The sequence below is a fragment of the Achromobacter sp. GbtcB20 genome, from assembly GCF_019091095.1.
In the GTDB taxonomy this organism is placed as follows: Bacteria; Pseudomonadota; Gammaproteobacteria; order Burkholderiales; family Burkholderiaceae_B; genus Achromobacter; species Achromobacter mucicolens.
Map to the genome: position 1 here is coordinate 1 of NZ_JAGXJZ010000093.1, position 765 is coordinate 765.

The 765-nt window shown below is 60.3% G+C and carries 2 pseudogenes; both read left to right on the forward strand.

Annotated elements, in window-relative coordinates:
* Positions 1–495 (forward strand): annotated as a pseudogene (locus KVT32_RS27940) (nucleotidyltransferase); the annotation flags it as partial.
* A gap of 38 nt (positions 496–533) precedes the next feature.
* Positions 534–765, forward strand: a pseudogene (gene nucC, locus KVT32_RS27945) (CBASS effector endonuclease NucC); the annotation flags it as partial.

The window sequence follows — 765 nt, forward strand, 5'->3', positions numbered from 1 at the left end:
ACCGGCGCCCAGTATGAGATCCCCGATACGGCGTCCGGAAAGTGGATCAAGACGGACCCGGAGATCCATAAGGACAAGGCGACCGCAGCGCACCAAGCCTATGGCAATGAGTGGAAAGGTCTCGTGCGCATGGTGAAGTACTGGAACAACAATCCCAAGCACGGCGATCAGAAGCCGGTGAAGCCCTCGTTCCTGATCGAGGTAATGGCCCTTGAGTGTCTTTACGGCGGCTGGGGAGGATCGTTCGATCGCGAGATCCAGTCGTTCTTTGCCACGCTTGCCGATCGTGTTCATGACGAGTGGCCGGATCCCGCCGGACTTGGCCCGGCGATCAGCAACGATATGGATGCCGCGCGCAAGCAGCGCGCGCAGCAGCTGCTGTTCCAGGCGAGCCAGGACGCAAGCATCGCCATCGACCACGCGCGTCGTGGTCGCAATATCGAAGCGCTTCGCGCCTGGCGCGCACTGTTTGGCCCCAAGTTCCCACTGTCCTGATTCCATCGGCTTCCATACACGTCCCATCGAGGTACAGCATGTCCCAGTGGTCGCTTTCCCAGCTCCTGTCGTCCCTGCATGAAGACATCCAGCAGCGCTTGTCCGTAGTACGCAAGACCTTCGGTCACCCGGGTACGAAGGGGGATGCGAGCGAGAACGTCTGGATCGACATGCTGGATACCTATCTGCACAAACGGCACCAGGCGGCGAAGGCGCATGTGGTGGACAGCCTGGGGAACTTCAGCCAGCAGATCGATGTGGTGGTGTTTG